24 protein-coding genes and 1 pseudogene are annotated in these 24,549 nt (G+C 71.3%); 2 read left to right on the top strand and 23 right to left on the bottom strand.

Translation table 11 applies throughout. From position 1 onward, the window contains the following. Nucleotides 1–9 precede the first annotated feature (9 nt). The 3 genes from NOCA_RS10860 to NOCA_RS10850 form a co-directional block, all read right to left on the bottom strand. A complete protein-coding gene (locus NOCA_RS10860) occupies nucleotides 10–684 on the bottom strand; it encodes a response regulator (RefSeq protein WP_011755322.1) in 675 nt (224 codons plus the stop codon). Continuing rightward, the gene (locus NOCA_RS10855) at nucleotides 681–1,751 is read right to left on the bottom strand and encodes a sensor histidine kinase (RefSeq protein ID WP_049774308.1); all 1,071 of its coding nucleotides are present in this window, start codon (nucleotides 1,749–1,751) and stop codon (nucleotides 681–683) included. The genes NOCA_RS10860 and NOCA_RS10855 overlap by 4 nt, the downstream gene beginning before the upstream one ends. A gap of 74 nt (nucleotides 1,752–1,825) precedes the next feature. After that, nucleotides 1,826–2,149 carry a hypothetical protein gene (locus NOCA_RS10850; protein WP_140403871.1) on the bottom strand — a complete coding sequence of 108 codons (324 nt, stop codon included), beginning with the start codon at nucleotides 2,147–2,149 and terminating at the stop codon, nucleotides 1,826–1,828. A gap of 154 nt (nucleotides 2,150–2,303) precedes the next feature. Here NOCA_RS10850 and NOCA_RS10845 point away from each other — a divergent pair, with 154 nt between their 5' ends. Together NOCA_RS10845 and NOCA_RS10840 are read left to right on the top strand one after the other, a co-directional pair. Further along, nucleotides 2,304–4,262 carry an amino acid transporter gene (locus NOCA_RS10845; protein WP_049774307.1) on the top strand — a complete coding sequence of 653 codons (1,959 nt, stop codon included), beginning with the start codon at nucleotides 2,304–2,306 and terminating at the stop codon, nucleotides 4,260–4,262. Between the two features lie 114 nt (nucleotides 4,263–4,376). Then, a complete protein-coding gene (locus tag NOCA_RS10840; RefSeq protein WP_011755318.1) occupies nucleotides 4,377–4,898 on the top strand; it encodes a hypothetical protein in 522 nt (173 codons plus the stop codon). A 16-nt stretch (nucleotides 4,899–4,914) separates the two neighbouring features. Here NOCA_RS10840 and NOCA_RS10835 read toward each other — a convergent pair whose 3' ends face one another. The 20 genes and pseudogenes from NOCA_RS10835 to NOCA_RS10745 form a co-directional block, all read right to left on the bottom strand. Further along, nucleotides 4,915–5,259 carry a VOC family protein gene (locus tag NOCA_RS10835; RefSeq protein WP_011755317.1) on the bottom strand — a complete coding sequence of 115 codons (345 nt, stop codon included), beginning with the start codon at nucleotides 5,257–5,259 and terminating at the stop codon, nucleotides 4,915–4,917. After that, nucleotides 5,256–6,248: pseudogene (locus NOCA_RS10830) on the bottom strand (Re/Si-specific NAD(P)(+) transhydrogenase subunit alpha); the annotation flags it as partial. The gene NOCA_RS10835 and the pseudogene NOCA_RS10830, both read right to left, overlap by 4 nt. 57 nt (nucleotides 6,249–6,305) lie before the next feature. Beyond that, a complete protein-coding gene (locus tag NOCA_RS28255) occupies nucleotides 6,306–6,587 on the bottom strand; it encodes a hypothetical protein (protein ID WP_274378283.1) in 282 nt (93 codons plus the stop codon). A gap of 67 nt (nucleotides 6,588–6,654) precedes the next feature. Continuing rightward, on the bottom strand, nucleotides 6,655–7,569 hold the full coding sequence (locus NOCA_RS10825; RefSeq protein WP_011755316.1) for a DMT family transporter: 915 nt from the start codon (nucleotides 7,567–7,569) through the stop codon (nucleotides 6,655–6,657). Next, the gene (locus NOCA_RS10820; protein ID WP_011755315.1) at nucleotides 7,566–8,303 is read right to left on the bottom strand and encodes a 3-oxoacyl-ACP reductase family protein; all 738 of its coding nucleotides are present in this window, start codon (nucleotides 8,301–8,303) and stop codon (nucleotides 7,566–7,568) included. Before NOCA_RS10820 ends, NOCA_RS10825 begins: the two co-directional genes overlap by 4 nt. A gap of 231 nt (nucleotides 8,304–8,534) precedes the next feature. Then, the gene (locus NOCA_RS10815; protein ID WP_011755314.1) at nucleotides 8,535–9,401 is read right to left on the bottom strand and encodes a crotonase/enoyl-CoA hydratase family protein; all 867 of its coding nucleotides are present in this window, start codon (nucleotides 9,399–9,401) and stop codon (nucleotides 8,535–8,537) included. A 67-nt stretch (nucleotides 9,402–9,468) separates the two neighbouring features. Next, on the bottom strand, nucleotides 9,469–10,452 hold the full coding sequence (locus NOCA_RS10810) for an NAD(P)H-dependent flavin oxidoreductase (protein ID WP_011755313.1): 984 nt from the start codon (nucleotides 10,450–10,452) through the stop codon (nucleotides 9,469–9,471). 91 nt (nucleotides 10,453–10,543) lie between these two features. Continuing rightward, nucleotides 10,544–11,464, bottom strand: a complete 921-nt coding sequence (locus NOCA_RS10805) for a DMT family transporter (protein ID WP_041546469.1) — start codon at nucleotides 11,462–11,464, stop codon at nucleotides 10,544–10,546. Then, nucleotides 11,464–13,290 carry an acyl-CoA dehydrogenase gene (locus tag NOCA_RS10800; protein WP_011755311.1) on the bottom strand — a complete coding sequence of 609 codons (1,827 nt, stop codon included), beginning with the start codon at nucleotides 13,288–13,290 and terminating at the stop codon, nucleotides 11,464–11,466. The genes NOCA_RS10805 and NOCA_RS10800 overlap by 1 nt, the downstream gene beginning before the upstream one ends. Continuing rightward, the gene (locus tag NOCA_RS10795) at nucleotides 13,287–14,123 is read right to left on the bottom strand and encodes an NmrA family protein (protein WP_011755310.1); all 837 of its coding nucleotides are present in this window, start codon (nucleotides 14,121–14,123) and stop codon (nucleotides 13,287–13,289) included. Before NOCA_RS10795 ends, NOCA_RS10800 begins: the two co-directional genes overlap by 4 nt. After that, complete coding sequence (locus tag NOCA_RS10790; RefSeq protein ID WP_011755309.1) at nucleotides 14,120–15,718, bottom strand: FAD-dependent oxidoreductase; 1,599 nt, start codon at nucleotides 15,716–15,718, stop codon at nucleotides 14,120–14,122. Before NOCA_RS10790 ends, NOCA_RS10795 begins: the two co-directional genes overlap by 4 nt. Further along, nucleotides 15,715–16,068, bottom strand: coding sequence for a cupin domain-containing protein (locus NOCA_RS10785; protein WP_011755308.1), 354 nt, complete (start codon nucleotides 16,066–16,068; stop codon nucleotides 15,715–15,717). The genes NOCA_RS10790 and NOCA_RS10785 overlap by 4 nt, the downstream gene beginning before the upstream one ends. Nucleotides 16,069–16,096: 28 nt before the next feature. Continuing rightward, nucleotides 16,097–16,798, bottom strand: coding sequence for an SDR family oxidoreductase (locus NOCA_RS10780; RefSeq protein WP_011755307.1), 702 nt, complete (start codon nucleotides 16,796–16,798; stop codon nucleotides 16,097–16,099). Continuing rightward, the gene (locus NOCA_RS10775) at nucleotides 16,795–17,931 is read right to left on the bottom strand and encodes an NAD(P)/FAD-dependent oxidoreductase (RefSeq protein WP_011755306.1); all 1,137 of its coding nucleotides are present in this window, start codon (nucleotides 17,929–17,931) and stop codon (nucleotides 16,795–16,797) included. The genes NOCA_RS10780 and NOCA_RS10775 overlap by 4 nt, the downstream gene beginning before the upstream one ends. 43 nt (nucleotides 17,932–17,974) lie before the next feature. Next, nucleotides 17,975–18,703, bottom strand: coding sequence for an SDR family NAD(P)-dependent oxidoreductase (locus tag NOCA_RS10770; protein WP_011755305.1), 729 nt, complete (start codon nucleotides 18,701–18,703; stop codon nucleotides 17,975–17,977). After that, nucleotides 18,700–19,425, bottom strand: coding sequence for an SDR family NAD(P)-dependent oxidoreductase (locus NOCA_RS10765; protein WP_011755304.1), 726 nt, complete (start codon nucleotides 19,423–19,425; stop codon nucleotides 18,700–18,702). The genes NOCA_RS10770 and NOCA_RS10765 overlap by 4 nt, the downstream gene beginning before the upstream one ends. Beyond that, nucleotides 19,422–19,769, bottom strand: coding sequence for a Rid family hydrolase (locus tag NOCA_RS10760; protein WP_011755303.1), 348 nt, complete (start codon nucleotides 19,767–19,769; stop codon nucleotides 19,422–19,424). The genes NOCA_RS10765 and NOCA_RS10760 overlap by 4 nt, the downstream gene beginning before the upstream one ends. A gap of 23 nt (nucleotides 19,770–19,792) precedes the next feature. Continuing rightward, nucleotides 19,793–21,808, bottom strand: coding sequence for an oxidoreductase (locus NOCA_RS10755; protein WP_011755302.1), 2,016 nt, complete (start codon nucleotides 21,806–21,808; stop codon nucleotides 19,793–19,795). Next, nucleotides 21,805–23,154 carry an MmgE/PrpD family protein gene (locus tag NOCA_RS10750; RefSeq protein ID WP_011755301.1) on the bottom strand — a complete coding sequence of 450 codons (1,350 nt, stop codon included), beginning with the start codon at nucleotides 23,152–23,154 and terminating at the stop codon, nucleotides 21,805–21,807. Before NOCA_RS10750 ends, NOCA_RS10755 begins: the two co-directional genes overlap by 4 nt. A gap of 104 nt (nucleotides 23,155–23,258) precedes the next feature. Then, nucleotides 23,259–24,443 carry an ABC transporter substrate-binding protein gene (locus NOCA_RS10745; RefSeq protein ID WP_011755300.1) on the bottom strand — a complete coding sequence of 395 codons (1,185 nt, stop codon included), beginning with the start codon at nucleotides 24,441–24,443 and terminating at the stop codon, nucleotides 23,259–23,261. Nucleotides 24,444–24,549 lie beyond the last annotated feature (106 nt).

Below are 24,549 nucleotides of genomic sequence, written 5' to 3'. Positions count from 1 at the left end.
ACCTGCGCATCAGGGTTCGAACCGGTAGCCCATGCCGGGCTCGGTCCTGAAGTACCTGGGACGGGACGGATCCGGCTCGAGCTTGCGGCGCAGCTGGGCGACATAGAGCCGCAGGTTCCCCTGCGCGGTCTCGTACCCCGGCCCCCACACGTCGAGCAGAAGCTGCCGCTGGCTGATCAGCTTGCCGGGGTGCCGGACCAGGACCTCGAGCAGGTGCCACTCGGTCGGAGTGAGCCGGATCTCCTGCCCCCGCACCGTCACCCGGGTGGCGGTGAGGTCGACGACGACGTCGCCAAAGGCCACCGCGGGTGTCGGGTCGACCGCTTGGTTGCGGCGCAGCATGGCTCGCAGCCGCGCCATCAGCTCATCCATCCCGAACGGCTTCGTGACGTAGTCGTCGGCACCCGCGTCGAGGGCATCGACCTTGTCGGTGCTGTCGCTGCGCCCCGACAGCACGAGGATCGGCACGGCGGTCCAGCCCCGGAGCCCGGCGATCACGTCGACGCCATCGAGGTCGGGCAGGCCGAGATCGAGGATGACCACATCGGGCGGGTGCGCGGCCGCAAGCTCAAGCGCCTCGCCACCGTCCCCGGCGGCGACCACCTCGTACCCCCTCGCGCGCAGGTTGATCGCAAGGGCCCGGACGATCTGGGGCTCGTCGTCGACCACGAGGACGCGGCTCATGGGGTCACCTGCACGGGGGGTGCGGTCGATGCCGTCGGCAACGAGATGACCAGCGTCAGCCCGCCACCGGCCGTCTCCTCGAGCACCAGGCGGCCCCCCATGGCCTCGACCAGGCCCCGGGAGAGGGCCAGGCCCAGTCCCAGGCCCGCCGGGCCGGTGTCACCCAGCCGCTGGAAGGGGACGAACACCCGGTCCCGATCGGCAGTCGGGATCCCCGGGCCGCGATCGATGACGCGCAGCTCCAGTCGATCCCCGACGGCGGCCGCAGTGATCAGCGGCGGACCAGGTGCGTAGCGTTGGGCGTTGGCCACGACGTTGACGATCACCCGCTCCAGCAGGGCGGGGTCGACCAGGACCTCCGGCACCTGCTCCGGCAGGTCCAGGACGACGGCGCGAGGCACCACGCCCAGGTCGTCGAGCGCCCGGGCGACAATGTCCTCGACCGGCACCGCCCGGGTGCGGACCGGCAGCGCCCCGGCCTGCAGCCGGCTGAGGTCGAGGAGGTCGTCGATCAGGTCGGCCAACCGGTCGAGTGCGTCGTCAGCGGTCTCGAGGAGCTCGTGGCGGTCGTCCTCAGCGAGCGTCACCTCGCGGCTACGGAGTCCGGAGACGACGGCCTTCGCAGTCGCCAGCGGAGTGCGCAGGTCGTGGCCGACCGCGGCGAGGAGCGCGGTGCGGAGCCGGTTGCCGGCCTCGAGCTCGGCCGCTTCTCGTACCGCGGACGCTCGCCGGGCAGCGAGATCGACGACCCAGCTGACCATCACAGCAACCATCGCGAACACGAGCACCGCCACGATGTCGCTGGCCTCGTGGATGCGGAAGGTGTGGAACGGAGCGGTGAAGAAGAAGTTCAGGATCGCCGAGCACAGCACGCACGCGAGGAGCGCCGGGCCAAGACCGCCGACGATCGCGGTGGTGACGACCAGCAGGAGGAAGAGCAGCGCCTCACTGGCTAGGTCGAGGTGAACGCGCAGCGGGACCAGCAGGGCGAGGAGGCCGGCAGACCCCACCGCCGCCAGCACATAGCCGACGACCCGGCGCTCGAGGCTCAGGCTGCCGCGGACCATCGTTCCTCCCGCCATCTCGACACCGGTGGACGCGCGTCGAACCATTGTGCTCCGCTGGCCAGGGCCCCCTGGGGTCATGTCGGCTCACCGATGCCGCCGGTGAGCGCCGCTGCCGTCACAAAGACGACCAGGCGCAGCAGGTCGAACGGCGCGAACGTCAGCACACCGAGCGTGTTGACCGTGAAGCCGGTGGCGAAGGCCCACCCGGCGAGGCCGAGGAGCAGCGCATGTGGTGCGTCCACCGTTGCGGCGAGCACCGTGGTGGCCACGAGGAGGAGCGAGACGCCGTACGCCCCCGACAGGCCGCAGCCCACGGCCACACCCGTCAGGACGAGCAGCACGCCGCCTCCGATCCCGAAACGAACCCCTACCTGGTCGGTCATCACGCGCTGTGCCATGGCCCGAGTCAAGACCCGGCGGAGCGACGCGGTCTCGACCCTCACAGGATCCTGACACTCCGACCACCGGTCCTTGCGCGACGCTGACACGCCCGGAAGTCGAACTGTTAGGGACTCGTTAGGCAGGGCCTGGATCGGCGCAGACGCGGGTTGGATGGGCGAAGTGAGACTCGACCTCGAGCCCCAGGAGGCGCCTGCCGGGCGGCTCCGGGAGTGGCTGTTCCACCGCCCCGACGCCGCACAGCACGTCGGCCCGCACGCCACCCAACACGCCGACGGCGCACCACAGCCCTGGTGGAAGGTGATGTGTCTGACCGGCGTGGACTACTTCTCGACGCTCGGGTACCAGCCGGGCATCGCGTTCCTGGCCGCCGGGCTGCTGAGCCCGCTCGCCACGATCATCCTCGTGCTGCTCACGCTCTTCGGTGCGCTCCCGGTCTATCGGCGGGTCGCCGCGGAGAGCCCGCACGGCCAAGGGTCGATCGCCATGCTGGAGCGCCTTCTGCCGTTCTGGCGCGGCAAGCTCTTCGTGCTCGCCCTCCTCGGGTTCGCCCTGACGGACTTCATCATCACGATCACGCTCTCCGCGGCCGACGCCACCGCCCACCTCGTCGAGAACCCGCACGTCGAGTTCCTGCACGGCCAGGAGCTCTGGGTCACGCTGGGCCTGGTCGCGCTCCTCGGCGCCGTCTTCCTGAAGGGGTTCACCGAGGCGATCGGTGTCGCGGTCGCCCTCGTGACGACGTACCTGACGCTCAACGCGGTGGTGATCGCAGTGTCCGCCGTGCACGTCCTCCGAGACGCCAGCCGCGTCACCGACTGGACCGCCGCGCTCACCGCCGAGCACGGCAACGTCGCCCTCATGGTCGCGGTCTCACTCACGCTCTTCCCCAAGCTGGCACTGGGGATGTCGGGCTTCGAGACCGGCGTCGCCGTGATGAGCCACGTCAAGGGCGAGCCGGACGACGACACCGAACGCCCGGCCGGCCGGATCCGCCACACCAAGCGGCTCCTGACCACGGCCGCCTGCATCATGAGCGTGTACCTGATCAGCTCCAGCCTGGTCACGACCCTGCTCATCCCGCCGTCCGAGTTCGAGCAGGGCGGCAGCGCCAACGGCAGGGCGCTGGCCTACCTGGCACACCTCTACCTCGGAGGGGCGTTCGGGACGGCGTACGACGTCTCGACGATCCTCATCCTGTGGTTCGCGGGTGCATCCGCCATGGCCGGCATGCTGAACCTGATCCCGAGGTACCTGCCGCGCTACGGCATGTCTCCCGAGTGGGCCGGCGCCGTGCGCCCCCTCGTGCTGGTGCTCACGGGCACGGCGTTCCTCATCACCTGGATCTTCGATGCCGACGTGGACGCCCAGGGCGGGGCCTACGCCACCGGTGTTCTCGTGCTGATGACGTCCGCAGCGGTCGCGGTCACCCTGGCTGCGCGACGAGCAGGTCAACGCAAGCTCACGGTCGCGTTCGCGCTGATCGGCCTGGTCCTGGCCTACACGACGGCGGACAACGTGCGTGAGCGGCCCGACGGCATCAAGATCGGCGCCTGCTTCATCGCCGCCATCATCCTGGTCTCGCTGCTCTCCCGGGTGGCGCGGGCCTTCGAGCTCCGGACGACCGAGATCTCCTACGACACCCGCGCGGACGCCTTCCTGCGCGACTGTGCACGCCGCTCGATCCGGCTGGTCGCCAACGAGCCGGGCGCGCACGGTCCCGAGGAATATCGCGCGAAGATCCAGCAGATCATCGACGACCACGATCTGCCGAACGCCGGCGACATCATCTTCATCGAGGTCACCGTCGGCGACTACTCGGACTTCGAGAGCCGCATCGACGTCCGCGGGGAGATCCGCCATGACCACTACCGCGTGCTCACGGTCACGGGCGCCACGGTGCCCAACACCCTGGCGGCGCTCCTGCTCGACATCCGCGACCGCACCGGGGTGCGCCCGCACATCTACTTCGAGTGGACGGAGGGGAACCCGGTCGCCCACCTGCTCCGCTTCCTGCTCTTCGGCGCCGGTGAGGTTGCCCCGATCACGCGCGAGGTGCTCCGCCGGGCGGAGCCGCAGCGGGCGCGCCGGCCGCACATCCACGCCGGCTGACCAGTTCCCTCGGGACCCGACCCGCGCGGTCGGCACAGCGACCACCGTCTGGTCGAGCCGGGCCTCGCCTGCGGGGCCGGGCGTGCTCGGAGCCGCTGGTGGGTACCGGTTGCCGTGGAGATCTACCGATGGGGCTGGGCGGTGGGCTGGCTGGCGGTCGGGGCTGTGCCGGTCTTCTTCGGACTGCTCGTGGCGCCGCCGGTCGCCCTCGTCTGCGCGGCGGTCCTGATCGCCGCGTGCCGGGCGGTGATCGCCGGGTCGACCGCAGCGCAGTGCGTCGGGACCGGGCTCGCGGCGGTCGCCGGGGCCGCGATGCTGGGCTGGCTCGGCCCCGCCGCGCTCGGGGTCGCCGCGCTCGTGGGCGCGACGTCGCCGGCAGTCGTCGCGGCGCTCCTCCGTGCCTACCGACGCGACCGCGCTGCGGAGGCCGACCTGCGCACCTTCGACGACGCGCGGCTCTGGGCCGCCTGGTCCGAGAGCTGCCTCGTGCTGCGGCGGGCGCACACGCCGGCCGAGCAGCTCGAGATCGTCAACGTCCGGCAGGCCTACCTGGACGAGCTGGAGACCCGCGACACCGCGGGCTTCCACAGCTGGCTCAGCTCGGGGGCGCGCCCGACCGCGCACCCGGGCTCGTGAACCGGCGCCTGGCTGGTCAGTGGGCCTTGTAGAACACCAGGCCGTTGCCCTGGTTGTCGTAGACCACGGCGCGCCGCTCGTGGGCGTCGTCGTACGGCGCCTTGACGATCGCGCCACCACTCGCCTCGATCGCCGCCGCCGCACCGTCGACGTCGTCGGTCCTGATGCCGACGACGACCTTGCCGGGCAACGGGTGGTCGAGGGCGGTGGCCAGGGCGATGGTGACCGAGCCGCCGTCGAGCGCCGCGTAGTGCGTGCCGTCACGGAACTTCAGCGCGAAGCCGAGGCCCTCGTAGAACTTGATCGACTCGTCCAAGTCGTCGGTCGACAGCAGGACCTGGCGCACGGTGTGCTCGCTCATGGGGGCCTCCTCGGGATCGGGTTCTCGGCGGGCACACCCTCGCATCCGCGCGTCCGGGCCGTACCGGCGGGTCCGGTTGTGGTCGGCGGGCAAGGCGGAGCGGCTCCCGGAACCGAACAGGAAGAAGTCGGGTCGGACCCCCCCGTCGAGCGTGCCAAGGAGCGGGCCTTCCGGAGGTTGTCCATCGAGCGATGTTGACCGCGTGTTCTGGTTCCAGAAGGTCGCCGCCTGCATTGAGCAGGGCGAGGTCGGCTCGGAAGCTCGCCGTCGCGCACCACGGTCATTGACCGCTGCACCACGTCATCAAAGTCGGGCACGATGACGCCGTCCTTGCCCGGGGTCATCAGCTTCATCAAGTTGACCAGGTTGGTGACGTAGAGTTGACTGGCTTGTGTCGCCAGCCGGCCGGCCAGATCGGTGTAGCCGATGATCGTGACGCGGTTGTCGGTGACGATCGCCTGGTCCTTGACCGTGCCAACGACGTTGCCGCCGTCGGCCGCGGCCATGTCCACGATCACGCTGCCCGGCCGCATGGAGGCGACCATCTCCGCGGTGATCAGCCGCGGCGCCGGGCGTCCGGGGATCAGTGCGGTGGTGATGATGATGTCGACGTCGGCGGCCTGCTCGGCGTACAACGCCGCCTCGCGGGCCTGGTAGTCCGCGCCCATCTCCTTGCCGTAGCCCGTCGCCGAAGCCTCAGCGACCTCGTCCTCGGCCCGCACCGAGAGGTAATCCCCGCCCAGACTGCGCACCTGGTCTGCGACCTCCGGTCGCGGGTCCGTGGCCGGCACCACCGCGCCGAGGCTGCCGGCCGCGCCGATCGCAGCCAGCCCGGCGACGCCCGCGCCAGCCACCAACACCTTGGCGGGCGACACCTTGCCGGCTGCGGTCACCTGGCCGGTGAAGAATCGACCGAACACGCGGGCCGCCTCCACCACCCGGTAGCCGGCAATGTTGGCCATCGAGGGGAGCACGTCGAGCGACTGGGCGCGCGAGTTCCGGGCACCGCGTCCATCGCCAACGCCGTGATCGGCCTCGTGGCGAGGTCACCGACCAGCGCCGCGTCGAGCGCTGGCGAGGAGGCTGATCAGGGTGGCACCCTGGGCCAGCCTGTCGAGCTGCTCGGTCGACGGCGGATTCACCCCGAGCACGATCTCGGCCACCAGCGGATCGCCCACGATTGCTCCCGCCCCGACGTACGCCGCATCGGGGACCTCCGAGCGCGCCCCGGCCCCCGGCTCGACCACGTCGTAGCCGAGCTGGCAGAGCTGGGCAACCGACGCAGGCGTGGCCGCCACCCTGGTCTCACCCAGTCGAGCTTCCTTCAGGACTCCGATACGCAGGTCCAGCTCCTTCGCGGGTCGTCGGGGTGTGGCCAGATTCGGCGGACGATCATCACTGGGTTCCGCGCTCGGCCCGGTACGTGCGGGCGCCGGCCCGGATGATCGCCACGCCTAGCAGGATCAGCGCCACCGCGGCAAGGTCGGCGTGGCGCAGCGGCTCGCCGAGGCCGATCCACCCGATCGCTAGCGCGACCACCGGGGGCAGGTACGAGGCCGCGGACGCAGTTGCTGCACCGAGCTCGGCGATGAGGTAGTAGAAGATTACGTAGGACAGGCCTGTGCCGACCAGCCCGAGGCCGAGGACGAGACCCACGAGCGCGCGGTGGTCGCCACGGATCGCTCCGATCCCGTGGAGGTCGGTGAGGGGCAGGAGCGCGACCAGGCCGAGCGCCATCTGGTACGTCGTGAGGGCGGTCGGCGGGATGTCGAGGCCGGTGATGAAGCGCCGGGTGTAGACGAAGGAGGCGCCGACGCAGGCGGAGCCGGTGACCATCAGCAGGACCCCCACGGGATCGACGCTCCCGTGCACGTTCCACGGGCGGGCCATCATCACCACGCCGGCGAGTCCCAGGAAGGCCCCGAGGACCCGGCGCGGCGTCATCGGCTCGGTCGGCAGGGCGACCGCGCCGACCATGAACGCGAACAGCGGGATGGCGCCGCTCAGAGCGCCCGCCAGCCCTGAGGGGAGCCGCTCGGTACCGGCCGCGTAGAGCACGTAGTACAGGCTCGTGGCGAGCACGCCCATCACCGCGAAGTGGACCGTGTGCCGCAGGTGCCAGCGGCGGAACTCCCGTCTCGCCAGGCCGAGCGCGAGCACCGGGAGAAGTCCGAAGGCGACCCGCAGGAGCGCTATCTGACGCGGCGAGATCTCCTCGGCCGCCCACTTCATGAACAAGAAGTTGCTGCCCCAGATGAAGCCGACGACCGCGAAAGCCGCCAGCGCCCAGCGCGAGGTTCGCTTGCTCACATCGCGATGCCGCCGTCGACCGGCAGCACCGTGCCGGTGATGTACCCGGCGTCCTGCGACGCGAGGAAGCAGACCGCGGCCGACATCTCGCTCGGGTCGGCGAACCGGCCGAGCGGGATCGTGGCGGCGATCTCCGCCTTCCGCTCGTCCGGGATCGAGGCGATCATCCGGGTCTCCGCATTCGGCGAGATCGCGTTCACCGTGACACCGAAGCCGGCGAGCTCCTTGGCCGCGGTCTTGGTGAAGCCGATGATCCCGGCCTTGGCGGCCGCGTAGTTGGCCTGGCCGAGGTTGCCGTGCAGGCCGGTGAACGAGGTGACATTCACGACCCGGCCGTAGCGCTGCTCCCGGAAGTACGGCACTGCGGCGCGAGTCATCCGGAAGGTGCCACCGGCATGGATCGCGAGCACGCGGTCCCAGTCGTCGTCGGTCAGCTTCCAGAGCATCTTGTCCCGCAGGATCCCGGCGTTGTTAACGACCACGTCGACCCGGCCGGTCTCGTCGTGGGCGTTCCGCACGGCGCTCTCCACCTGATCGGTGTCGCTCACGTCGACGGCGAGCCCGCGCGCCCCAAGGTCGGAGGCCGCCTCGCGGACCGCGTCGCTGTCGGCGTCGAGCAGGTACGTGCTCGCCCCGGACACCTGGAAGCGGCGCGCCAGCTCGAGGCCGATGCCGCGGGCCGCGCCGGTGACCAAGACGGTCCTGCCGGAGAAGTCGAAGGTGATGTCGGACATGGCTTCCTCGTTCGGATCAGGCGCGCGCGAACGGCACCACTGCCGCGAGCTCGCGTGCGGCGTCCACGAGCAGGTCGCGGACGGAGCGGGCGTAGAACATGGACACTTCTAAGCAAGCGCTTAGTCATTCGTGAAAGAAGTATCGGGGAGCGGGCCGACTGGGTCAAGCAGGCGACCGAGCGGCGGTACGTCCGGGACCTCGGACGTTCCCAGACCGCGCCGTCGGACGCGTCATCCCAGGTCCGGGACGTCGTCGATCGTGCCGGTGAACACGGGCGGCCGCTTCTCGAGGAAGGCCCGGACCCCCTCGCGACCGTCGCCGACGGAGGCGTGCCACATCGCGAGGCTGTCGCGGCGGTGCGCCTCGATCGGGTGCGCGGCAGCGGCGCCGCTGCACATGAGCCGGCGGGTCATCGCCAGAGCCGGCACGGACCGGTCCTCCACGAACGAGCGGGCCAGCTCGCGGGCCGCCGGGAGCAGGTCCTCCGGCTCGTGGACCGACCGCAGCAGCCCGAGGTCCAGCGCGTCGGACGCACTGAGGATGTCGGCGGCGTAGACCAGCTCGAGCGCCTTCTGGAGACCGACGATGCGGGGCAGGAAGTACGACGAGGTGGCCTCGGGCACGATGCCCAGGCGCCCGAAGACGAAGCCGATCCGCGCCGCGGTCGAGGCCATCCGGATGTCCATCGCCAGCGTCATGGTCGCACCGACGCCGACGGCCGCCCCGTTGATGGCAGCGATCACCGGCTTGTCGCACTCGTGGATCGCGAGCGCGACCTTGCCGCCGGTGTCCCGGACCCCGTCCTGGAACGGCGGCGCGGTCAGTCGGTCGCGCAGGTCCGCGACGGTCGGGGCCGCTGCCTCGTCGAGCCCGAACACGTTGCCCTCTGCGGAGAGGTCCATGCCGGCGCAGAACGCGCGCCCGTGGCCGGTCACGACGACCGCCCGGACCTGGGCGGCGGTCCGGACCAGACGGAACGCCGCCTCGAGCTCGTCCGCCATGGTGAGGGAGAACGCGTTGAGCTGCTCGGGTCGGGAGAGGGTCAGCGTCAGGACGCCGTGCTCGTCGACGTCCCAGGCCAGGGTCTCGAACTGCATGAGGTGCTCACTCTCTGAGGAGGGGAAGGGGATGCGGTGCGGGCGCTCCGGGCGCGACCCGGGTCGGTCACCGGGCGGCGAGGGTGTGCGGCAACCTGCTGCCGATCAGCTCGCGCGCCTCGCCGACGACGTCGTCGACGACCTGCTGGCACGTGAGCACCTCGGTGATCAGCCCCTGCGCCTGGCCGGTCCACCACAGGCCGTCGTCCATGAGGCCCTTGCCGAGGACCGACTCGCGACCCCGGGCGCCGGACGCGAGGTGCGCGATGTCCTCGAACGTGGACCCCGGTCGCGCCTCGATCTCTCGGATCTCGTCGGAGTAGGCGTTCTTGGCCACCCGGGCGGTGTTGCGGAACTTCCGGAACACGAGGTTCGTGTCGCGCTCGGTGTTGCGCACGATCTGCTGCTTCACGTTGTCGTGGACCTGGGCCTCGACCGTCGCCACGAAGCGGGTGCCCATGTTGATGGCGCTCGCGCCGAGCGCCAGCGCCGCGACGAGGCCACCTCCGGTGGCGAACCCGCCGGAAGCGATGAGGGGAAGGCCGGTCTTCGCCGCGACCGCCGGGATGAGCACGAGGCCGGGCACGTCGTCCTCGCCGGGGTGGCCCGCGCACTCGAACCCGTCGACCGACAGGGCGTCCACACCCAGCCGCTCGGCCGAGAGCGCGTGCCGGACCGCCACCGCCTTGTGCACGACCTTGATGCCGGCGGCCTTGAAGGCCTCCATGTGCGGCGCCGGGCTCGACCCCGCGGTCTCCACGACGGTGATCCGGTTGTCGATGATCACCTGGCGGTACGCGTCGTATGGGACCGGCTCGATGGTCGGCAGCAGGGTCAGGTTCACACCGAAGGGCCGGTCGGTGAGAGCCCGGGTCCGGCGGATCTCCACGTCGAGGTCCGCAGGCGTCGGCTGGGTCAGCGCGGCCAGGAAGCCCAAGGCCCCGGCGTTCGCCACCGCGGCGACCAGCTCGGCCGTGCCCACCCCGGTCATGCCACCGCAGACGATCGGGTGCTCGATGCCGAACTCCTCGGTGAACCGGGTCTGTAGCACGCATCCTCCTAAGCAAGCGCTTAGTCAGAACTATGGAGCAGCCGGGGCCGCGGGTCAAGAGACGCCGTCCCGGCCTCGACGCCCGGAGGCCTCACTGCACCGGTATGGCGGCCACCGACTCGTTGCGGACCAGCAGCACGCCGATCCCGATCAGCAGCCCGCCCACGAGCTGGACCGGCCGCGGCACCTCCCCGAGCACCGCCCACGCGATCAGCACCGCGGCCAGCAGCTCGGACAGGGACACGAACGAGGCCAGCCGGGCACCGAGGACGCCGACCGAGGCCATGCTCATGGTGTAGGCGAACACGGTCGCGACGAGCACCAGCAACACGAGCGGCAGCAGCCAGCTGGTGGCGTGGCCGGCGACGTCGACGTCGCGGGCCACCCACGTCATCGGCATCAGCCCGACGACCGCGAGCGCGCCGGCACTCAGCGCCGCGATGCCGAGACTGACGCAGGCCAGGCCGGCCGGGGGCAGGTCCGAGAGCTGGTCGGACGCGGTGAAGTACGTCGCCAGGCACGCGGCGCCGCCGCAGGCCCACAGCACGCCGGCGATACTCGGTCGCGCGTCACCAACCAGACCCACGACCAGCACGAGCCCGGCCATCGCGACCGCGGCACCCACCAGGGTGGCCCGAGCCGGGACCCGCCGGTGCCGCCAGGACGTGAACGCGAGAACCAGCAGCGGCGAGGCGTACTGCACCATCAGGGCGACTCCCACCGGCATCCGGGCCACCGCGTTGAAGTAGCAGACGACGGTGCCGGCGATCCCGAACACACCGAGGACGACGATCCCGACGCGGGCTTGTCGCAGCAGGTCTGCACGGCCGCGCAGGACCAGCACCGCCGGAACGACGAGGAGCAGGGCGGAGAGCGCCGACCTCGCCACCGCGACCCCGACCGGGCTCCAGCCGCCGTCCAGCAGCGCCTTGGCGAGCGGCCCGCTGCTGCTGGACCCCACCGCGGACCCGACCGCCATCACCAGCGCGCGCCCCTGGGTGAGTCCGGCCATCAGAGCAGGGCAGGATCAAGGTCCCGGCAGAGAGGATCGCGCCGCGCGGCGACGTCGAACCAGGCCCCCACCTTGGGCAGCTCGTAGCCGTAGAAGTACCGCATCGCGGCGACCTTCCCGGCTGCCTCCGGGTGGCTGCAGCTCGCCGCCGCCGCCGCGACGTCGAGCCACACCCAGGCCAGCACGACGTGCCCGAACCCCTGGAGGTACGGCGTCGCGTTGGCCAGCGCGTCCTCGGGGTCCCCGGTCGACCAGGCCTCCGCGGCGACGTCGACGACGCGGCGCCAAGCGTGCGCGAGCGCGACCGACTCCGCCTCGAACCCGGCGGTGTGCGCCTTCGTCACGGTCGCGGCCACCCGCTCCCCCTGGGCCGCCAGGTAGGCGCCTCCCTCGAGCCGGATCTTCCGCCCGAGCAGGTCGAGGGCCTGGATGCCGTGGGTGCCCTCGTGGATCATGTTGAGCCGGTTGTCGCGCCAGTACTGCTCGACCGGGAAGTCCCGGGTGTAGCCGGAGCCGCCGAGCACCTGGATCGCCAGGCTGTTCGCCTCCAGGCACCACTCGCTGGGCCAGCTCTTCACCACCGGCGTGAGGATCTCCAGGAGCCGGCCGGCCTCCGCGACCTGCTCCGGCGTGCCGGTGGCCTGCTCGTCGAGGAGGCGGGCGGCGTACAGGCCCAGGGCGATGCCGCCCTCGGCGTACGCCTTCTGCGCTAGCAGCATCCGCTTCACGTCCGCGTGCTCGACCAGCGGCACCTGCGGCTGCGTCGCATCCTTGCCGGACCGGGTGAGCGGCCGACCCTGCCGACGGCTCTTCGCGTAGTCCAGTGAGGCCGCGTAGCCGGCGAACCCGAGCGCTGCCGCACCGAGGCCGATCTCGATCCGGGCGGCGTTCATCATGTGGAACATCTGCCTCAGGCCCTGCCCGGGTTCGCCTACCAGGTAGCCGACCGCGCCCTTCCCGCCCTGCGGTTCCCAGGTGCCATCACCGAAGGCGAGGGCGGTGTTGGGCGTGCCGCGGTAGCCCAGCTTGTGGTTGAGCCCGACGAGCACGACGTCGTTGCGCTCGAGCAGGGCACCGGCCGTGTCCACCAGGAACTTCGGGACCACGAACAGCGAGATGCCCTTAGTGCTCGGGTCGATGGCACCGTCCGGCCCAGGGGTCTTCGCAAGCACCAGGTGCACGATGTTCTCGGCCAGGTCGTGCTCACCGGCGCTGATCCACATCTTGTTTCCGGTCAGCCGGTAGCGCGGTCCGAGCGGGTCGTCGGCGCCGTCCGGCTCCGGGACCGCGCGCGTGGTGATGTCCGAGAGCGAGGAACCGGCCTGGGACTCGGACAGGCACATGGTCCCCGTCCACCGCCCGGTGAGCTCCCGGGCGGCGAACAGCTCGCGCTGGAGCCGGTTGCCGTACGTGAGCAGCAGCGCCGCGTTCGCCTCGGTGAGGACGGCCGGGCTGATCCCGATCGAGGCGGCACCGAAGATCACCTTGGCGGCGAAGTCCGCGGTCCGCGGCAGCTGCATGCCGCCGTGCTCGACGTCGTGCGTGGCCTGCAGGAAGCCGAACTCGACGAAGGCGTTCCACGCCTCGGCGGTCTCCTTCGGCAGCACGACCCGGCCGTCGTCGAAGACGGGCTCGTGGTCGTCGATGATCCGGTTGGCCGGCTCGTACTTCTCGGCGGCGATGTCGGCCGCCGCCCGGAGGAGGTCGTCGATGCCGCCCCGGTCGTGGTCGGCGAAGCGGGGTCGCTCGAGCAACTCGCCCAGGTCCAGCCACTCGTGCAGCAGGTAGTCCAGAGTGGGCAGCAGCTTGTCCTGCAGGACGCTCATGCAGCGTTCTCTCTCCAGTAGGCGGCGTGCTCGGTGACGTACTCGCCGAGCTGTCGCGGTGGGTGACCGAGGAGGGCGTCCAGGTCCGGGGTGGTGCGCGCGAACTGGCGCCGGGCGGCGTCGGTCACCAGGTCCATGAGGTACTCGACCCGCCGCGGATCGGTGCCGGCCACCTCGAGCTCCTCCCGGTACGCCGAGAGCGTTGGGTCGTCGTGGGTGACCTCGCGACCGGCGGCCTCACCGATCGCGGCGGCGAGCTCGGCCACGGTCAGCGGTTCCGGCCCGCTGAGGTCGACCTCCCCGAGGTCCTCTCCAAGGAGGGCACGTACGGCGACCTCGGCCACGTCGCGCACGTCGATCCAGGCGAGCGGTGCGTCGCCCGACGGGATCCGGATGGTGTCGCTGTCCCTGATCGCCGGGCCCCACCCACCGTGGGGACCGAAGTTGTCGAAGAACCAGTTCGGCCGCAGGATCGTGGCCCGCCGCCCCTCGGCCGACACGACGAGCTCGACCGCGCGCTCCGGGTCGGTCGCCGGTTTGGTCTCCCGACCCAGCTCGGAGAGGAGCACCACCCGGCTCACCCAGGGGGCGCGCTGGAAGAACTCGGTCACCGGGACGACAGGGCCGAGCGGCGGCTTGACCAGGTAGACGGTCTCGACCTCGGCGGCCGCCGCGGCCCAGGTCTCCGGGTCGTCCCAGTCGAAGAGGACGTCGTGCTCACCCAACGGTCGCCGCTTCGCGGCTCGGTGGGCAGCCCCGCGGCGGGCGAGCTCGGCGACCACCGGCGCTCCGGTCTTGCCGGTGGCCCCGAGCACCAGGATCGGCGCGCTCATGAGCGCGACCGAGCCGCGTTCGTCCCGGCCAGCCAGCCCCAGGCGACCGCGTTGCCGATCGTCATGCCGCCGCCGGAGATGCCCGGTCCGAAGACCGCGGCCATCGCGTTGCCGGCGGCGTACAGACCCGGGACCGGGTCACCGTCGTGGTCGAGGGCCTCGGCGTTCGCGTTGGTGAGGACCCCGCCCTTGGTACCGACGGTGCTCGGCCGGATCGCGACCGCGGTGAACGGGCCGACCTCGACCGTGCCGATGTTCGGGAACTCCGCGGTCGGGTCGCCCATGGCCCGTTCGTAGGCGCTCCGTCCCCGGCCGAAGTCGGGGTCGGAGCCCGCCTTCGCGTGGGTGTTGAACCGGTCGATGGTCTCGGCCAGCGCGGTCGGGTCGACGCCGATCCGCTCCGCGAGGTCGGCCACCGTAGGGGCCTCGACGATCCAGCCCGTGGCCGCCTCGCCCGGCAGCACTCCGGCCACCTGGTAGCGGGCGCGGAACTGTGCATCCATCACCGACCACGCGGGCAGATTGCGCGGGGTGTGCGAGGTGGTGTCCACCTCTCCCAGCGACAGCGCTGCGTTGTGGCTGGACTCGTTGACGAAGCGCCGGCCAGCGCCGTTCACCCACAGGCAATGCGGCATGTAACGCTCGCTGAAGGAGAGGTGGTGCCGGGGCGTCCCGTCCGGCCAGGTGTCGGTGGGCACCTCGACCGCGGGCCACGCCCAGTTCTCGCTGGTGTGTGCGAACGCCGCACCGACCGTCCCGGCGAGCCGGAAGGCGTCACCGTGCTGCACCGGCGGGGTGACCGGGTGGGTGATCGGCACCGCCAGGTGGCGCCCCTTGAGGTCGTCGTTCCACTCGAACCCACCCGAGGCGAGCACGACGCCGCGGCGGGCGCCGATCACCTCGACCCCGGTGCGGACTCCCCGGACCCGACCGTTCTCGACCACCAAGGCATCAACACGGGCGTTCTTCCGCCGGATGACACCTGCGGCGTCGACCCCGTGCAGGAGGCCGGTGACCAGCGCCGTACCGCCGGTGACGAGGCCGCGCTCACGCCGCTCGGTGACGCTGGGCAGGTCGAGCGGCAGGCCGTAGACGTGGGCGCCGATCGGCAGGATCTCGCTCATCAGCGTATGCGGCTCGTCCTGGGTCCAGAAGAGGTCCTGCCAGCGGCCGAGCGGACTCGAGTCCTGGGGCAGCGACTCGAGGTGCCGGTGCAGCTTGCCGCCCGCACGCTCCGAGAACGTGTCGGGGTAGTCGATCGCCCGGAAGGTGAGCGGGGTGTGCTCCTCGACGAAGCGCACCGCCTGCGGGCTGGCGTCGACGAAGGCGACGAGACGGGCGTCGTCGCGGGCGTAGGCGCAGCCGCGCAGGTGCGTCAGCACCTCCTCCCGCGAGTCGCTCATACCCTTCTCGTCGGCGTGGTGGTGGTCCGGCGCCCAGACCAGTCCCCCGGACACGGCCGTCGAGCCGCCCCAGCGGTCGGTCGCCTCGAGCACCAGCACCGACGCGCCAGCGTGCGCCGCCGTCAGCGCGGCGACGAGCCCGGCCGCGCCGGAGCCGACGACGACGACGTCGAACTCGGTCCTCGCGGTCACTGCGCGGTCCGCTCCATCCAGTCGGCGGGGACGAGCGAGAAGAAGGCGCGCGTTCCGGCGGTGCCCTCGTACACGACGGTGACGCCCTCCTCCAGGGTGAGCACGTCGCCGGCACGACCGCTGATCCGCTCACCGTCGAGCACCAGGGTCAGCTCGCCCTCGATGACGTAGAACGCCTCCTCGTAGGGCAGCGTCCACGGCTCGGTGGCCCCGGTCTCGGTGAACGTGACGAAGCCGGCGGAGAGCTCGGAGAGGTTGGTCGGCTTGGAGCGGCGGTCGATCGCGACCGGGCCGTTGCTGCCGGTGTACTCCTCGTTGAAGGGCATGTTGCGGACAGGGAGCGTGCTCATGTCGGGTCCTTCCGGTGGGTCTTGCTGCTCAGGGGACGGCGACCATGCCGCCGTCGACGGTGATGTTCTGGCCGCTCACGAACGACGCGGCATCGGAGGCCAGGAAGGCCACGACGCGGCCGAGCTCGAGCGGGTCGGCGTACCGACCGGCCGGGATCGAGGCGAGCCGGTCCGGGTCGACCGGATGGGTCGCGATGAAGCCGGGCAGCACGCTGTTCGCGCGGATGCCGTCGGCGCCGTACCTCGTGGCGTAGAGCTTGATCCAGTTCTGCAGGGCTGCACGCAGCACGCTGGACACCGGCATCACCAGCTCCGGCACCTGGCTGGCGTACGACGTGACCGCCACGACCGAGCCGCGGCGCTGCTCGAGGAACACCGGGGTGACCAACGAGACCAGGTGGATCGCCGAGCGGAAGATCAAATCCAGCCCCAGCTCCCAGTCGTCGTCGGTGAGGTCCAACAAGTCGCCCTTCGGCGGGTGTCCGGTGTTGATCACGACGGTGTCGATCCGGCCCAGCTCCTTGGCCGCGTCGACCGCTCGCGCCAGGTCGGCGCGGTCGGTGACCGAGCCGCGCACGGCGATCCCGTCGACCTCGGCGGCGATCCGGTCCACCCCCTCGGACCGAGCCAGCACCACCACCCGGTGGTCGTCGGCGAGCGCGCGGACGATACCCGCCCCGATGCCCGAGCTGCCCGCGGTCACGATCGCGACCTTGTCCCGGGTGCTCACTTCCGGGCCGCCCGCAGCCACTCCTGGGTCTCGGTCAGCCCGCGGTGCGGGTCGAAGATCGCCGGGTCCAGCACCGGGTCCGGGATGCCGGCGATCAGGTTCGCGGTGAACTTGGCGATCGCCGGGCCCTGCATGGTGCCGTGGCCGTCGAACCCGGTCATGGTCCACAGGCCCGGCTCGACCTCGCCGATGAACGGGTGGCCGTCGCCCCCGGTCGCGTCCGCGGAAGCACTGATCGTCGAGCGGATGGACACCTCGGTGAAGATCGGGGCCCGGATGGCGGCGGCCTCGGCGAACTCGGCGAGCATGTCGTCCACGCCGTAGCCCTCGGCGTACGACGACTCCAGGATCGTGAGCACCGCGGCGTCCTGCTCGCGCTCGACGCAGAAGCCGGTGTCGAGGTCGATGGTCATCGGCAGCGCCTGGTCGGAGATCACCGGGGTCGTGAAGGCGTAGTGCACCATCATTGGCGTGATCGGGAGATCCAGGCCGAACGGCCGCATCAGGTCCGGCGAGCCAAGCCCGGCGACGACGATCACGCGACGCGCGGTGATCGGCGTCGGCGTGTGCAGTGTCCAGCCGCCCTTGGCCTTCTCGATCTTGGCGACCCGGGTGTGCTGGAGGAACTTCACCCCCAGCTTGCGTGCAGCGGCGGCCAGGCCGTAGACGCCGTCGGTCGGATTCACGCGACCGTCGTCCGGCGTCCAGCAGCCACCGACCAGCCCCTCGGGCGAGAGCCAGGGGACGATGCCAGTGAGGTCCGCGGCCGCGACCATCTCGACGTTCGTAGCCCCCGCCGCGCGCTGCACCTCGGCGGCCTCACCGAGCTTTTCGAAGATCTCCTGACGCCCGGTCAGCATCAGGTAGCCGTCCTGGTGGTAGGCGCACGGGTAGTCGAAGGTCTCCTCGAAGGTCTGCCAGAACGTGCGACCCCGCAGCGCCAACTCGACCTCGTTGGGCGTGCTGAACTGCTGCCGGACCCCGCCGAGCGAACCACCGGTGCAGCCGCTCGCGAGCTCGCGGCCCTCGACGACGGTGATGTCGGCCTCACCGAGCTCGGCGAGGTAGTAGGCGAGCGCGACGCCGCCGATTCCTCCGCCGATGATGACGGTCCCGACACTGTTCTCTGACATGGGTCTCACGACTCCTCGTGGGTGGTTGGTGGAAGAAAGACGTTCACTTCATGACCCGTCCGCCGTTGACGACGAGGGTCTGACCGGTCACGTAGGTCCACGACGCGAGGTCGAGCGCGCACCGCGCGATCTCCTCGGCTGTCCCTACCCGACCGAGCGGGGTCGCATCCTCGACGGCCCGACGACTCGCCTCGGGCACCGCGTCCCACATGTCGGTGGCGATCGGCCCCGGCGCAAGGGTGTTGACCCGCACGTGCGGGGCGAGCTCGCGGGCAAGGGAGTGGCCGAGCCCGATGGTGCCGGCCTTCGAGGTCCCGTACGGCGCACCGTGGACCGAGCCGGCGACGCCCCCGTCGGAGGCGACGTTGACGATCGCGCCGCGGACCCGGGCCAGGTCGGCGGCCAGCTCCTTGGCCAGCAGCATCGGCGCGGTGACGTGCACGTCGAGCGAGGCCCACCAGTGCTCGTCGGTCACCTCGGCCAGCCGGGTGTCGGCGAGGAAGCCCGCGCAGGTGACCAGGAGGTGCACCTCCCCGACCTCGCGGGCCGCGTCGACCAGACGGGTCAGGTCGGCCGGGTCCTCCATCGAGCCGAGCACACCGCGCACCGTGCGTCCCGAGTCCGCCGTCGCGGCCATCGTTTCCGCTGCGTCGTCGGCGCGGCCGCGGTGGCTGAACACCACGTCGTACCCGCGCCTCGCGGCCTCCACCACGACGGCCCGTCCGATGCCGCGGGAGCCCCCGGTGACCACCGCGACCTTGGCCGCGCTCACGTCATCACCCGTCCGCCGTCGACCACGAGCGTCTGGCCGGTCGCGTAGGTCCAGTGGCACAGGTCCAGGCCCGCCTTGGCGATCTCGCGCGGCTCGGCGACGCGACCGAGCGGCGTCTCGTCCTCGACGGCACGGCGCTCGTCCTCGGGCAGGTCGGCATACATGTCGGTGCCCGCCGGCCCGGGTGCCAGCGTGTTCACCCGCACGGACGGGGCGAGCTCGCGGGCCAGCGACTTGGTCAGGCCGAGGATCGCCGCCTTGCTGGCACCGTAGGCGGCGCCGTGCACCGATCCGACGACGCCGCCGGTGGAGGACACGTTGAGGATCGCACCACCGGTTGCCGCCAACGACTCGGCGAACCCGCGGGCCAGGACCATCGGGGCGGTCACATGCACGTCGAAGGACCGGCGCCAGCCCTCCTCGGTCAGCTCGCCGAGGAGGCCGTGGGCCATCGTGCCGGCGTTGTTGACCAGGATGTGCACCGGCCCGTGCTCGAGGACCGTCGCGACCGCGCCCTCGAGCGCGGTCCGGTCGAGCAGGTCCGCCTCCACGGCGCGCACGGCCGTCGTGTCCCCCGCGGCGGCTACGGTGTCCGCGGCGTCCGAGGCACGTCCCCGATGGGTGAAGAACACGTCGTACCCGCGTCGCGCGGCCTCGACGACGAAGGCCCTGCCGATCCCACGCGAGCCGCCGGTGACGACGACCGAGCCCGGCTTGGTCACCGCTGGTTCCCGCGGTAGGCCCACGCCTCGATCTCGAAGACCGCGCCGATCGGGAGCTGGTGCACCGCGACCGCGGACCGCGCCGGGAAGTCCTCGGTGAAGACCTTGGCGTACTCCTCGTTCATCGCGGCGAAGTCGTCCATCGAGGTCAGGAACACATTGGTCTTCACCACGTCTGCGGTGGTCAGCCCGTTCGCCTCGAGCACGGCGACCAGGTTGGCCAGGCCTTGCCTGGCCTCGGCGCTGATCCCGCCCTCGACGAGGGCACCATCGGCGACGCCGACCTGGCCCGAGATGGCGACGAAGTCGCCGGCGGCAACGGCGGGACGGAGTGGAAGGGACATCGGTTCTCTCCTCAGGTGGTGGATCAGAAGCTGGCTGCGAGCTCGAAGGCAGCGTGGACCGCGCCCTCGATGCGATGGGGGTTGAGCACGTCGCCGACGGCGCGCACGTCGACCGAGTCGGGCAGGTCCTCGAAGAGCTCGGCCCGCGGCTCGGTCCAGGTGTGGACGACGAAGTCGGCGGCGACGGCGAGATCGGGGACGTCGCGGACGAGCACGTGCCCGTGATCGTCGACGTCGCGATAGGTCAGTGCGGCGAGTCCGCCGACCCCGCAGTGCAGGACGCCCGCGCCCCGGTCCCAGGAGCGAACCTGCGTCGACGTGCGGATCTCGACGCCGGCGGCGACCAGGCGCTGCAGGAAGTCGTCGCGCACCTCCCGCTCGACGAGCTCGGCCGGGCCGGGGCGTGCGGTGAGGAGGACCACCGAGCAACCCTGCTCGGCGGCCGCCAGCGCCGCCGACATGCCGCTGGTGCGGTCCGTCTCGTCGACCACGGCCACCGTGCCGGAGAGGGCGGGCCGTCCGGAGACGACGTCGGCGGCACCGAGCAGCCGGCGGTCCTCGCGTTCGGCCCACAGCGGCAGCGCCTCCGAGGCGCCGGTGGCGAGCACCACGACGTCGGGCTTGAGCGCGAGGACGTCCGCGGCCTCCGCAGTACGCCGCAACCGCACGTCCACCCCGAGCCGGCGGACCTCGTTGCCGAGCCAGTCGACCGCGTCGATGAGGCCGTCCCGGCCGTCCGTCCGCGCCGCGACCCGGACCACCCCGCCGAGCTCGGCTCGCTCGTCGAACAGGGTCACGTCGTGACCGCGGAGCGCGCTGACGCGTGCTGTCTCCAATCCCGCCGGGCCCCCTCCGACGACGACGACGCGCCGTCGCGCGGCGGCCGGCGTGGTCTCCACCTCACGCAGGAAGCGCTCCCGACCGGTCACCGCGTTGTAGACGCACTTCACATTGCGGTGGCGGCCGAGCTCGCCCTGGCACATCTGGATGCAGCCGATGCACGGCCGGATCTCGTCGGTGCGGCCCTCGGCTATCTTGCGGACCAGGTGCGGGTCGGCGATGTGGGCGCGGGTCATCCCGACGAAGTCGGCGTCGCCGTCCTCCAGCGCCTGCGCCGCCATCGTCGGGTCGGTGATCCGGCCGACGGCGCCGACCGGCAGGTCGACCCGTTGCTTCACCGCGCGGGCGTAGTGCAGGTAACAGCCCCGTGCGACGGCCATCGTGGGGATCACGGACCCGTAGAAGTTCGCCGAGACGTTGATGGCGTCGACGAGCCCGGACTCGGCAATGCGCTGGTCGATGTCGAGCCAGGCGTCCTGGTCGAGGGATCCGGGCGCCTCGTCGGATCCGTTCACCCGGACCAGCAGGAGCGCGTCGCCGACGGCCTCCCGGACGCCCTCGAGCACCTCGCGGCAGAACCGGAAGCGCGCCTCGTCCGATCCGCCGTACTCGTCCTCGCGCTGGTTGGTCAGCGGGGAGAGGAACAGGTTGATCATCTGCCCGTGACCGACCGAGAGCTCGACACCGTCCATCCCCCCGCGCACCGCACGCTTCGCGGCGGACGCGTAGGCCTCCATCACGGTGCGGACGTCGGCGCGGCTCATCGCGTACGGGACGCTCCCCCACAGGTGGTGCGACACCTGGGATGGTGCCCACACCGGGCCCGCCTCACCGTCCGTGCGCGCCCCCATGTGGCCCAGCTGCGGGACGATCAGCCCGCCGTGCTCGTGCACGGCGGCGCTGAGCGCCTCGTAGCGCGGCACGATCCGGTCGTCGAAGTTGTGGTAGATGCCGTATGGCGTCGGCGAGCTGGGGTGCACCGCGGTGGTGCCCATCGCGACGAGCGCCGCGCCGCCGCGCGCCCGCTCCACGAAGTACGCGACGTCGTCCTCGTTGGGGAGGTGCTCGGCGTCGATGTTGTACGTCGCGTGCGCGGTCACGATGATCCGGTTGCGCAGGGTCCGCCCGCCGAGCCGCAGTGGCTCGAGAAGCCGGGACAGGTTGCCCGCGGCGCCCGGAGCGAGTGGGTCTGCGCTCACTTGCTCCCCCACACGGGCACCAGGACGGCGTGCAGCGTCGACGTGGGGTCGCCGAGTCCGGTCAGCACACCCTGGGCGCCCGTCTCGCCGAGCATCGCGCCGAGAAGCCGCTGCCACTTCTGCCTGAGCTCGGCCGGTCCGAACGAGGTGCCCGGGTCGCCGGGACCGTCCAGGTAGACGCCGCGAACGGTACGGCCGTCGGTCGTCTCGACCTCGACCCGGCTCGGGTAGCGCGCCGGGTAGTGCTGGTCGAGGTCGGCGTCGTGCTCGAGGCTGAACTTGCCGGCGAGCGCGAGCCGCTCCGGGTCGTCGAGCCGGGACGCGTCCATCTCCTCGGCTCCAGCAGCGCCCCACAGAGCGAGCGAGGCGAGCACGATCGGGAAGCTGTACTGCGCCGTGTCGATGGTCCTGGGCGCCACCTCGTCGAGGAAGGTCGCCGCCTTGTGCGTGCCCACCCGGATGCGGGCGATGTCGGCCGCGGCGATGCCGTGCTCGGCGAGCAGGGAGAGCAGGCCCGCTCCGGCGGCGTGCGTGTAGCGGCACGCGCCGAAGGACTTGAAGTAGGTGTGCAGCACCTCGTAGCGGGTGCCGATGCTGGTCACGAAGGGGTCCTCGGCCGCGCCTGGCTGGTGGAACGGCGACGGCGGGAGCACCTCGTTGGCCGGGATGTCGTAGCCCTCCGGGACCTTCATGAAGCCGGCCTCGGCGAGCTGTGCCGCCGCGACGCCCGTGGACGCACCCCAGCCGATCGACTCCTTGACCATCGGCGTGCCGAAGGTCGACATCGGTGCGTGCAGCCAGGAGATCTTGATCGCGCAAGCGAGGCCGTCGGCGTCCAGCCCGAGCAGCTTGGCGGCCGCGGCCGCGGCGCCGATCGCTCCGGCGCAGCCGGTGGCGTGGTAGTGGTCCAGGTCGTGCTTGGGCCAGAGCATCGCCGCGGCCCGCAGGCCGATCTCGTAGCCGACGACCTGCGCGACGAGTGCGTCGGCGACCGTGGTCACGGAGTCGGCGACCGCGAGCACCGCCGGGACGATCACGGAACCAGGGTGGATGGCGCCCGCGAGGTAGTGCCCGTCGTCAAAGTCGAGCGCGCTCGCCGCGACGCCGTTGCCGAAGGCCGCGTTGGCCGGGGTGGTCGCGGCCCCCCGCCCGACCAGCGGCGCGGAGCCGCCGGCCGTGGCGGCGTAGTCGAGCGCGATGACCGCCGCCGCGGTCGGAGCGCCGCCGACCATCGTGGACACTGTGTCGGTCAGCGCGAAGCCGGCCCGTTCCCGGACCTCCTCGGGCAGGTCGTCCCAGGTGAGCTCCGCGGCCCACTCGGTCATGGTGTCGAGGATGTCTGTCATGGGCCGGCTCCTTGCTGGTTCGAGGTCAGGGGCGAAGGGGTGGGACGGGTGCCGTGCAGGGCAGGGGACTCCCCTGCACGGCACCCTGGTCTTGCGGAGAGCGGTCAGCCGGCGTAGCTGCCGATCTGGCCGTCCTTGACCTGGAGCAGGATCTGCGCGGGCTTGCCCGGCACGACCGTCGGCTCGTGGGTCTCGTTGAACATCAGCTCGCCGCGGATCGGGAGTGTGAACGTCCCGATCTCGGCGGACTTCTCGATGACGCTCTTGCGGTCCTTCGCACCCTTCTCCAGGGAGGTCAGGAACACGTAGAAGGAGTCGTAGGACATCGCGGCGGACTCGCCCGGACCCTTGCCGTTGGCGGCGGTGAAGTCGTTGACGAACTTCGCCGGGCCCGGCTCGCTCGAGTTGGGGTCGAAGACCGCGGCGACGATTGTGCCCTCCGCCGCCTTCTCACCGGCGATCTTGACCAGCTCCGGGCTGTTCGAGCCCGGGGTGACGAAGATCGGGACGTCCCAGCCCATCGCGTCGGCCTGCTTGATCTGCAGCGCGGCGTCCGTGTAGGTGTTCAGGAGCACCAGCGAGTCGGCACCGGCGTTGCGGAGCTCGGTCAGCTGCGGCGTGAAGTCCTTCTGCTTCGCCGACGTCGTGACGGTCTTCGCGACGTCGAGGCCGATCTCCTCGGCCGTCTTGTTGAAGTTGGTCTTCAGGCCGTCGCCGTAGTCGTCGTCGGAGGCGATGACGCCGACCTTCTTGAAGCCGAGCTGGTCGTGGGAAAAACTCGCCATCTCGCTGCCCATCTTGGCGTCGTCGATGAGCGTGCGGAACAGGTTCTCGTGTAGCTCCGCGGTGATCTCCGGGTTCGACGAGTAGCTGACGAAGAGCGGCACCCCGCAGCGCTCGTAGATCGGCTCCGCGGCGAGCGTGACCGAGGAGTTGCTGTGGCCGAAGACCGCCATGATGCTGGTGTCGTCACAGATCTTCTGCGCCACGGACGCACCCTGGTTGGGGTCGGCCACGTCGTCGAACTTGACGACCTTGATCTTCTTGCCCTTCAACGGACCGTCAGGGATCCCGCCCGAGTCGTTGATCTCCTTCGCTGCGAACTGCACGCCCGACAGCTGATCCTGGCCGTAGATGCCGTTGTCTCCGGTCATGGGACCCGCGACCGCCACGGTGATCGTGTCATCGCCACCGCCGCCGGACCCGCCCGAGTCGCTGCCGCACGCGCTGACGAAGAGCGCCAACGCCAGCGTGGCGCCAGCCGCGAGGTACGCCTTCTTGAACTTCATACATGCTCCTAGTGCTGGATGTGGTGCTGCAATGCGGCGCGCGTGCACCCGGTGTCCCGTCACCGCGTACCTGCGGCACCCCCGCCGCCCGGAAGCTTCGTCGCGT

Source organism: Nocardioides sp. JS614 (assembly GCF_000015265.1).
Taxonomy (GTDB): Bacteria; Actinomycetota; Actinomycetes; order Propionibacteriales; family Nocardioidaceae; genus Nocardioides.
This window is presented reverse-complemented; position numbering and strand designations above follow the sequence as displayed.

Bases quoted from the DNA above. Each gene is read 5' to 3' on its own strand.
- NOCA_RS10785 (WP_011755308.1), bottom strand. From the start codon at position 16,068: ATGAGCACGCTCCCTGTCCGCAACATGCCCTTCAACGAGGAGTACACC.
- NOCA_RS10800 (WP_011755311.1), bottom strand. From the start codon at position 13,290: ATGAGCGTCCTGCAGGACAAGCTGCTGCCCACTCTGGACTACCTGCTG.
- NOCA_RS10775 (WP_011755306.1), bottom strand. From the start codon at position 17,931: ATGTCAGAGAACAGTGTCGGGACCGTCATCATCGGCGGAGGAATCGGC.
- NOCA_RS10745 (WP_011755300.1), bottom strand. From the start codon at position 24,443: ATGAAGTTCAAGAAGGCGTACCTCGCGGCTGGCGCCACGCTGGCGTTG.
- NOCA_RS10805 (WP_041546469.1), bottom strand. From the start codon at position 11,464: ATGGCCGGACTCACCCAGGGGCGCGCGCTGGTGATGGCGGTCGGGTCC.
- NOCA_RS10835 (WP_011755317.1), bottom strand. From the start codon at position 5,259: ATGAGCGAGCACACCGTGCGCCAGGTCCTGCTGTCGACCGACGACTTG.
- NOCA_RS10860 (WP_011755322.1), bottom strand. From the start codon at position 684: ATGAGCCGCGTCCTCGTGGTCGACGACGAGCCCCAGATCGTCCGGGCC.
- NOCA_RS10845 (WP_049774307.1), top strand. From the start codon at position 2,304: ATGGGCGAAGTGAGACTCGACCTCGAGCCCCAGGAGGCGCCTGCCGGG.
- NOCA_RS10815 (WP_011755314.1), bottom strand. From the start codon at position 9,401: ATGCAGTTCGAGACCCTGGCCTGGGACGTCGACGAGCACGGCGTCCTG.
- NOCA_RS10795 (WP_011755310.1), bottom strand. From the start codon at position 14,123: ATGAGCGCGCCGATCCTGGTGCTCGGGGCCACCGGCAAGACCGGAGCG.
- NOCA_RS10855 (WP_049774308.1), bottom strand. From the start codon at position 1,751: ATGGTCCGCGGCAGCCTGAGCCTCGAGCGCCGGGTCGTCGGCTATGTG.
- NOCA_RS10760 (WP_011755303.1), bottom strand. From the start codon at position 19,769: ATGTCCCTTCCACTCCGTCCCGCCGTTGCCGCCGGCGACTTCGTCGCC.
- NOCA_RS10850 (WP_140403871.1), bottom strand. From the start codon at position 2,149: ATGGCACAGCGCGTGATGACCGACCAGGTAGGGGTTCGTTTCGGGATC.
- NOCA_RS10750 (WP_011755301.1), bottom strand. From the start codon at position 23,154: ATGACAGACATCCTCGACACCATGACCGAGTGGGCCGCGGAGCTCACC.
- NOCA_RS10820 (WP_011755315.1), bottom strand. From the start codon at position 8,303: ATGTCCGACATCACCTTCGACTTCTCCGGCAGGACCGTCTTGGTCACC.